Annotated in this window: 6 protein-coding genes; 2 read left to right on the top strand and 4 right to left on the bottom strand. The window is 59.2% G+C overall.

Going from position 1 to position 8,830, the window contains the following annotated elements; all coding sequences use genetic code 11:
• Positions 1-365: hypothetical protein (locus N434_RS25975; RefSeq protein WP_210206049.1), on the top strand; the 365-nt coding region annotated here is incomplete at its 5' end.
• A 296-nt stretch (positions 366-661) separates the two neighbouring features.
• The gene (locus N434_RS15825; RefSeq protein WP_065116401.1) at positions 662-2,608 is read left to right on the top strand and encodes a M23 family metallopeptidase; all 1,947 of its coding nucleotides are present in this window, start codon (positions 662-664) and stop codon (positions 2,606-2,608) included.
• Positions 2,609-2,680: 72 nt separating this feature from the next.
• Here N434_RS15825 and clpB read toward each other — a convergent pair whose 3' ends face one another.
• The 4 genes from clpB to prfA all read right to left on the bottom strand — a co-directional run bounded on the left by clpB (position 2,681) and on the right by prfA (position 8,802).
• On the bottom strand, positions 2,681-5,305 hold the full coding sequence (gene clpB, locus N434_RS15820) for an ATP-dependent chaperone ClpB (protein ID WP_110759164.1): 2,625 nt from the start codon (positions 5,303-5,305) through the stop codon (positions 2,681-2,683).
• A 370-nt stretch (positions 5,306-5,675) separates the two neighbouring features.
• On the bottom strand, positions 5,676-6,461 hold the full coding sequence (locus N434_RS15810; RefSeq protein ID WP_110759163.1) for a DUF4167 domain-containing protein: 786 nt from the start codon (positions 6,459-6,461) through the stop codon (positions 5,676-5,678).
• Positions 6,462-6,856: 395 nt separating this feature from the next.
• A complete protein-coding gene (gene prmC, locus N434_RS15805; RefSeq protein WP_110759161.1) occupies positions 6,857-7,723 on the bottom strand; it encodes a peptide chain release factor N(5)-glutamine methyltransferase in 867 nt (288 codons plus the stop codon).
• Positions 7,720-8,802 carry a peptide chain release factor 1 gene (gene prfA, locus N434_RS15800; RefSeq protein WP_065116397.1) on the bottom strand — a complete coding sequence of 361 codons (1,083 nt, stop codon included), beginning with the start codon at positions 8,800-8,802 and terminating at the stop codon, positions 7,720-7,722. The genes prmC and prfA overlap by 4 nt, the downstream gene beginning before the upstream one ends.
• Positions 8,803-8,830: the final 28 nt, after the last annotated feature.

Below are 8,830 nucleotides of genomic sequence, written 5' to 3'. Positions count from 1 at the left end.
CGCATCGCTGCGCTCATAATGAGGTGTATTCTCTTGTTCAAAACGTGACCGTCAAAGTCTATTCCAGAGGTCCAAATCTCTTCAGACCCCGCAAGCTTCGCCGCCCACGTTTCTCTTTCTTCTCATATTCAATTGTCAAAAAACAGACCGCTCAAGCAGTCACAAAATCAAATCCCCAAAGCATTAACCCCGGGAAAACAACAAGCATTCAGCTCATCAACTTGATTTCTTTAGAACGAAAGTCGTCGTCGCCAGCAGCGCCGCCGCCCTCGTTCAGTGAGCGGACTTATAAATCCATCACCTCAAACAAGTCAACAGCACAAATCACAAAAAATAAGAAAATTAGGCAAGTTATTGGTTTTTAAATGTAATTTCGTTTTTATAAGCGCAACAACATAAAAAGGACCCACCTTGCTTCCGGTTTTGCACAGGAGAACGCGGCCCCCGGCGGCAAGGTGGGGTTCACGCCTTCTTTTGGCCCGGTTCCTCGCTAATTGCTTTGCCAACGAAACGTTAATACGGGCATGCCCATGCGTGTCCCTAATATAGCGTGTTGCGACATATCTCCGGCTGCGTCGATGGATTTGACTCAGGGCTTTGAAAGTTGCACACCTTCGCCTGAAGTTTCTGGAGAGCGCATGACCGACGGGGCACAGCTGGTATGACTGCGGATCGCAACGTGATCCGGTCGCTAGGCACGGAGCCGCCAATTCTGGCGGAAGGGCGCCGTGCACCCGATCGTCGCGAGATTTCGCTGCGATGGCTTTCCGGCACGTTCCTGACCGGCATTACCTCTTCCATATTGATGGGCGTGGCTCTTTTCGCGGCCCTTGACGGCCGCCAGCAGCTGGCCATTCCCGCCGAAGCCTTCGCAAAGGCGGATATGGGCAACAACGCCACCGAAGCAGCCCGCCGCGGAACGCGCCTCGTTGCCCCCAATATCGCGGCGCGACCGTCCGACCGCTCGATCATGGAAGTCTCCACCGTCATCAATGAGGGCGACAAGGAAGTGGTCCGCAAGGTCCCCTTCTCCCACGTCAAGATTCCGCTGGCGGCGAATTACGCCAAGCAGGACGATTATCCCGCTTTCGACCCCCTGAATATTTTCGCGAGCAATGACGACAAGGACGCGGCGGCACCGGCACCAAGCCGCACCGGAACGATCTACGGCTCCGAAGTTGAGTCCGAAGTCAGCCTGAAAACCGTCGCCTTTCCCGTCCAGCACTCCAAATATGCCTTCGCCGGCTCCTTGAGCTTCGATGAGGTCGAGGAAGCGGTTCGCTCCAACGGCTCGATCCTGACGGACGGCAATGAGCAGCTTGCCGCGCTTTATTACATCGATCCCCGCCGCTTCGACAATGACGAAGGCGACGTCGACATCACCGCCGGCCTTGCCGCCCGTGTCGTCGAACAGAATATGTCGGTATCGACCCCGCAATCGGCCACGGTTCCGGTCAAGGAATATGCCGACGACGTGATCCCTGCGCGCCAGACCGAGACCATCGAGGCCGCCCTGTTCGGCGCGGGTTATTCGAAGGCGCAGTCTTCCGAAATCGCCGGGCTGCTCTCACCGCAAATCCAGTCCAACAATGTCGAAAGCGGCGATGTGCTGCGCGTCGGCATTCTCCAGGAAGACGAAAAAAGCGATATCGTGCGCGTGAGCCTTTACCGCAAGGGCCGCCACATGGTGACCATGGCCGTCGATGACCGCAAGCGTTTCATCAAGGCAAGCGAACCGCCGAAGCTCGACGCGGTCGCGACCGCCTTCGACAGCGCGCCCGCACCTGCGGCCGGCCGCGATCTGCCGAGCGTCTATGACGGTGTCTACCGCGCCGCTCTCGCCTATGGCATGAACCAGAGCATGGTCTCCCAGCTTATCAAGCTTCTGGCCAGCAGCGTCGATTTTCAGGCGCAACTGAAGCCGGCGGATACGCTGGAGGCTTTCTTCTCCGTGGAAGATGCGGACGGCAAGGCCACCGACAAGTCTGAGTTGCTTTACGTCAACGCCAAATTCGGTGACAACGAGACGCGGTTTTACCGGTTCCAGAATCCGGAAGACAACAGCATCGATTATTTCGACGAAAACGGCAAAAGCATCCGGCAGTTCCTGTTGCGCAATCCCGTTCCGAACGGCCGCATGACATCCGGTTTCGGCATGCGCCGCCACCCCGTCCTGAAATTCAGCCGCATGCATACCGGCACCGACTGGGCTGCCGCCCGCGGCACACCGATCATCGCGACCGGCAACGGCACGGTCGAAAAGGCGGGCTGGGCCTCGGGCTACGGCAACCAGACCCTGATCCGCCATGCCAACGGTTATGTCTCTTCCTATAATCACCAGAACGCGATCGCCAAGGGCGTCACGGAAGGCGCAAAGGTAAGACAGGGTCAGGTGATCGGTTATGTGGGATCAACCGGCCTTTCGACCGGCGCGCATCTGCATTACGAGCTGATCGTCAACGGCACCAAGGTTGATGCCATGAAAGTGCGCCTGCCTGGCGGCAAGTCGCTTTCCGGCGATGCGCTGGCGCGTTTTTCCGATGAAAGAAAGCGGATCGACAATCTGCTGAATATTGACGAAAAGCCCAATCAGATGGCGAGCCGCTGATCCGCAACAGATTGCGGCCGTTCCTGCAATCCCGCCATATGAAAAGGGCTCCGTTTCCGGAGCCCTTTCGTTTTATGCGGCATCGGCTGTTTCGGCCTCGGCCTCGCCCTTCGGCGGCTTGACCTTGAACAGCAGCCGGTCGGTACCCGACGTCACCTTGACCCGCGAACCATCAGGAACTTCGCCGCCGAGGATCATTTCGGCGAGCCGGTCCTGAACCGCCTTCTGGATCACCCGCTTCAGCGGACGTGCGCCGTAAGCGGGATCGTAACCCTTGTTGGCAAGCCAGCTGCGGGCATCCTCATCCAGTTCGAGCGAAATCTTGCGATCGCCGAGCAGCGAAACAAGCCGCTTCAGCTGGATTTCCACGATGGCACCCATTTCGTCGCGCCGCAGGCGATGGAAGAGGATGATATCGTCGATACGGTTGAGGAATTCCGGACGGAAATGCGACCGCACCCGCTCCATCACCAGTTCGCGAACCGACTCCACATCGTCATTGTCGCCCATCTGCGTCATGAATTCCGAACCGAGGTTCGAGGTCATGATGATGATGGTGTTCTTGAAGTCGACAGTGCGGCCCTGGCCATCCGTCAGGCGACCATCATCCAGCACCTGCAGCAGGACGTTGAAGACGTCAGGATGCGCCTTCTCGATCTCGTCGAACAGCACGACCTGATAAGGCCGGCGACGAACCGCTTCCGTCAGAGCACCGCCCTCCTCATAACCGACATAACCGGGAGGTGCGCCGATCAGCCGGGCAACGGAGTGTTTCTCCATATATTCCGACATGTCGAGGCGAACCATCGCGGTTTCGTCGTCGAACAGGAAGCGTGCCAGTGACTTGGTCAACTCGGTCTTACCCACGCCCGTCGGGCCAAGGAAGATGAACGAACCGATCGGCCGGTTGGGATCCTGCAGGCCGGCACGCGAACGGCGCACCGCCTTGGAAACCGCCTGAACGGCCTCACCCTGCCCGACAACGGACTTGGCAAGCTCGTCTTCCATGCGCAGCAGCTTTTCGCGCTGACCCTCCAGCATCTTGTCGACCGGAATGCCGGTCCAGCGGGAAACGACATGGGCGATATTATCCGCCGTCACCACTTCCTGAACCATCGAGCCGGCACCGCTGCTGTCACGCGCTTCCGCCGCAGCGAGTTCCTTTTCGATGCCCGGAATGATGCCGTAGGTCAACTCGCCGGCGCGCTGGAACTGGCCGTTGCGCTGGGCGATCGCCAGCTCGTTGCGGGCCTCGTCCAGCCGCTTCTTGAGATCGGCGGCGTGGCCGAGCTTCTGCTTTTCCGCCTGCCAGCGGGCCGTCAGCGCATCTGCCTTTTCTTCCGTATCGGCCAACTCGTCTTCGAGCTTCCTCAAGCGATCGACGGACGACTGGTCCGTCTCCTGTTTCAGGGCCTCGCGCTCGATCTTGAGCTGAATGATGCGGCGATCCAGTTCGTCCAGTTCTTCCGGCTTGGAATCCACCTGCATGCGAAGACGCGAAGCGGCCTCGTCCATCAGGTCGATTGCCTTGTCGGGCAGGAACCGGTCGGTGATGTAGCGGTTGGAAAGCGTCGCAGCCGCAACCAGGGCCGAATCCGAGATGCGGACCTTGTGATGCTGTTCGTATTTTTCCTTCAGGCCGCGCAGGATCGAGATCGTGTCTTCCACGGTCGGCTCATCCACCAGAACGGGCTGGAAACGGCGGGCAAGGGCCGGGTCCTTTTCCACATGCTTGCGATATTCATCGAGCGTGGTGGCGCCGACGCAATGCAGTTCGCCACGGGCAAGGGCGGGTTTCAGGAGGTTGGAGGCATCCATCGCGCCATCAGCCTTGCCGGCGCCGACCAGCGTGTGCATCTCGTCGATGAACAGGATGATGCCGCCATTTTCGGCCTGCACTTCATTGAGTACGGCCTTCAGACGCTCTTCGAACTCACCGCGATATTTCGCGCCAGCGATCAGCGCGCCCATATCGAGCGCCATCAGCTTCTTGTCCTTCAGGCTTTCCGGCACGTCGCCATTGACGATGCGCAGCGCAAGGCCCTCGGCAATCGCCGTTTTACCGACGCCCGGTTCACCGATCAGCACGGGATTGTTCTTGGTGCGGCGCGAAAGCACCTGAATGGTACGGCGGATTTCGTCGTCACGACCGATGACAGGATCGAGCTTGCCTTCGCGGGCCTCTTCCGTCAGGTCGCGCGCGAACTTCTTCAGTGCATCGAAGCCCTGTTCGGCATTGGCGCTGTCGGCCGTGCGGCCCTTGCGGATATCGTTGATGACCTGATTGAGCGCCTGCGCCGTTGCGCCGGCCTTCTTCAGGGAAGCCGAAGTGGTGGCGGAACTTTCAATCGCAAGCGCCTGCAGCAGACGCTCGACAGTGACGAAACTGTCGCCCGCCTTCTTGGCAAGGTCTTCCGCAGTCGAAAACACCTTGGCGAGCGGAGCCGTGAGCGACAGGCCGCCATTACCGCCGGAAACCTTGGGCAATTTCGCCAGCGCAGCATCATTGGCAAGGCGCGCTTCTTTCGCATCGCCGCCTGCACGCTCGATCAGGGATGCAGCCATGCCCTGCTCGTCATCAAGCAGGACTTTCAGAACGTGCTCCGGCGAAAACTGCTGATGGTTTTCCGCAAGCGCAAAGGTCTGCGCCGATTGCAGAAAACCGCGAACACGTTCGGAGTATTTCTCAATATTCATAGTCGAACCTCCATTGACCGGCCCGCCCGCTTTCGGCACGGCACCGGGTGTTAGGGTTGAGGCTCCCTCAAAGGCGAGCCCCGCTACGACAGTCGCGCTTAAAGGATTTCACGATCGCCGCCTCTCGATGGACCGTTACCGCTCAATGCGGCTTCCGTCCTTCCTGCACGGATATGGGAGGCATTTTCACTGGTTTAAAGGGGAGGAACACCACCGTTCCAGAAATTTTAGCCGGATTTGACGGACGCCAGCGTCGCATCGTGCATTCGCCTCCTTCGGCCACCGGCAAGCTATGCGCAAATACACCCGAAAAACAAAAAACTCCGGCAAGCCGGAGTTTTTCGATCATCTGTCGATTTGAAATCCCTGCTTATTCAGCAGCATTTTCAAGAGTGGCGGGTGCTTCCTCGCCAGCCGGCGCGTCTTCACCCTCGGCACCTTCCGCGGCTGCGGCGCGGCGCGGGCGCCGCGGACGCGGGGTGGCGGCACGGCGGGTCTTCGGAGCACGTTCGGTTGCGGGCGCTTCCGCCTGCTGCTGCTCTTCTTCCACCGCCACTTCCATGGGCGTGCCTTCGATCACCGGCTGCGGCGCCTGGCTGGCGTCATAGACCGGTGGCTGCTGTTCGGCGGAGACCTGCGGCTGGCGCGGCTGGCGTTCCTGCCGCTCGCGGCGATCCGGGCGCTCCCGGCGGTCCTGACGAGGCTCGCTCCGCTCGGCGCGCTCCTGGCGCTCCGGCTGCTGGCTGCGCTCCGCCTGTTCGGCAGGCTGCTGCGATGCAACGACGCCGTCGTCGCCATCATTCACATCCATGTCGTCAGAATCCGCGGCATTGTATTCACCACGATCGTCGCGCTGGAAACGTTCCTGCATCTGGGCCTGAGCCGTGGCAATGATGCGATTGTAATGCTCCGCGTGCTGCAGATAGTTCTCCGCGATCACGCGGTCACCAGAACTCTGCGCATCCCGGGCAAGGGCGGCGTATTTTTCCGCTATGTGCTGGGCTGTACCGCGAATCTTAACATCGGGGCCGGAACTGTCATAAGTCCTGGTGAGCGGATTGCCGCCCTTGCGGTTGAAGTTGTTGTTACCGCCACCATTGTTATTGTTGTTGTTTCCACGCCCCCGGCCGCGCTTGTTTTGCTGTCCTGGCCTCATCAATTGCTCACCTGAATTCTGTTTTGCTGACAATCTGGTTGTTTTCATGCAATTCCGGACGGAAAACCGCTGGAAATTTTTCCTGAAATTGCTCCGTCACGCGTCCTGCCGAAGATAACCCCGGACAAGACCTCGCGAATGACGACCGGTCGCGCAAATGCTGCACCGAGCCGCCTGCGAACAAAGTTTACTGATTCACATGCCGGAAACGCCCAGCCTTTCAGGGTTCTCAAAAGAACCCGCTTCGGGACTGACCCATACCCTGACGAATCTGCGTTCGTCCTCAGCCACCCGGCATGTGGCCGCAAACTATCCCGCTTCCCGCGGAAATCCAAGCCTTTTCTTTTGCTGTGCAAAATATCCCTGCAAAAAATCCGCAGCCATATCGTGAAGAACTATCTCCGGAAGATCAAAACTCTGTCGTTGCCGCCATAATCCTTCACGGCGTCCAGAAGAGAGAAACCGTGGGAAGCAAATATGGCGGAAACATCAAGCCTTTGATCGAAACCGATCTCCACACCGACGATCCCGTTTTCCACAAGAAAACGACCTGCATCGGCAGCAATAAGGCGGTACGGTGCAAGGCCGTCCTGACCTCCGTCCAGCGCCGCCATCGGATCATGATGACGAACCTCTCGGTCGAGCGTTGTAACGATATCGCTTCTTATATAAGGCGGATTCGACACAATTATGTCAAAGCGGCCAGAGATTTTTTCGAACCAGTCGCTCTGCCTGATCTCGAAACGCGCTTCGAGCCCGTTTCTGGAAGCGTTTTTCGCAGCCGTTTCCAGCGCGTCAGCGGAAATATCGCTGCCGATACCGGTCGCTCCGGGGCATTCCTTCAAAAGCGCGAGGCAGATCGCCCCCGTGCCCGTGCCCAGATCCAGCACGCGGGCGCTGCCCTTTTGGGAGACCGCCTCTTTTAATGCCGGCAACACGGTGTCAACGAGAACCTCCGTATCCGGACGGGGCTCAAGCGTCTCTTTCGACAGCAGAAGATCGAGACCATGAAACTCCCGGTGGCCGAGGATGCGATGAACCGGCTCCCCCCCGGCCCGCCTTTCGACCATGGCGGCGATGCGGGCCTGCTCTTCGCACGTAAGCGGATGGTCGGGCTTCATCACGAAATCGGTCAATGAAAAGCCGATGATCTCCGCGATCAACAGACGCGCATCGAGAAACGGATCGGACACGCCCGCCACCTGCAGCCGTTTGCGGGCGGCGGCAAGTTCGGCCGAAACGGTTCCTTCAGCGCCGCTCAAGGCTGCTGTTCGCCAAGAAGTGCGAGCTGGCCGGCCTGGTAATCGGCGATCAGCGCATCCACAAGCTCATCGATTTCGCCTTCGATCATCCGGTCGAGCTTGTAGAGGGTGAGGTTGATGCGGTGATCGGTGACGCGGCCCTGCGGGAAATTATAGGTGCGGATGCGCTCGGACCGGTCGCCCGAACCGACCTGGCTCTTGCGGTCGGCCGAACGTTCGCTGTCCACCTTCTGGCGCTCGATGTCGTAAAGGCGCGAACGCAGAACCTGCATGGCCTTGGCGCGGTTCTGGTGCTGGGATTTCTCCGAACTGGTGACGATCAATCCCGTTGGAAGATGGGTGATACGAACCGCGGAGTCGGTGGTGTTGACGTGCTGGCCACCAGCGCCGGAAGCGCGCATGGTATCGATGCGGATGTCTTCCGGGCGGATCTCGATGTCGATATCTTCCGCTTCCGGCAGCACCGCAACCGTGGCAGCAGAAGTATGGATGCGGCCGCTCGCCTCCGTTTCCGGTACACGCTGAACGCGGTGCACGCCGGATTCGAATTTCAGCTTGGAGAACACCCCTCGCCCGCTGATCGTGGCGATGATTTCCTTGTAACCGCCCGCTTCACCTTCACTGGCGGAAAGAACTTCCACCTTCCAGCCCTTGGTCGATGCGAAGCGCTCATACATGCGGAACAGATCGCCGGCGAAAAGCGCCGCCTCGGAGCCGCCGGTGCCGGCGCGGATTTCAAGGATCGCGCTTTTTTCATCGGCCGCATCCTTGGGAAGCAGCAGGACCTGCATGTCCTTCTCAAGCTCGCCGATGCGGATCTCGATCTCCGGCAGTTCCATTTCCGCCAGATCGCGCATGTCCCTGTCGGTTTCCCTGTCGGCAAGCAGCGCCTCAAGATCGGCAGCCTCGGCAATTGCCTTCTCATAATCGCGGATCTTGTTCACCACCGGCTGGAGTTCGGAATATTCCGAGGCCAGCTTCACATAGACATCCGCTGCCGGGCCGGCCGACATCCGCGCTTCGATCTCTCCGAAACGCCTTTCCAACTCGCGCATTTTTTCGACGGGAAGCTTCGCCACCAGTCACTCCGATAATAAAATAAGTCTT

It is taken from the genome of Rhizobium sp. UGM030330-04 (genome assembly GCF_003208455.1).
Classification (GTDB): domain Bacteria; phylum Pseudomonadota; class Alphaproteobacteria; order Rhizobiales; family Rhizobiaceae; genus Agrobacterium; species Agrobacterium rhizogenes_A.
This window is presented reverse-complemented; position numbering and strand designations above follow the sequence as displayed.

Bases quoted from the DNA above. Each gene is read 5' to 3' on its own strand.
- N434_RS15825 (WP_065116401.1), top strand. From the start codon at position 662: ATGACTGCGGATCGCAACGTGATCCGGTCGCTAGGCACGGAGCCGCCA.
- clpB (WP_110759164.1), bottom strand. From the start codon at position 5,305: ATGAATATTGAGAAATACTCCGAACGTGTTCGCGGTTTTCTGCAATCG.
- N434_RS15810 (WP_110759163.1), bottom strand. From the start codon at position 6,461: ATGAGGCCAGGACAGCAAAACAAGCGCGGCCGGGGGCGTGGAAACAAC.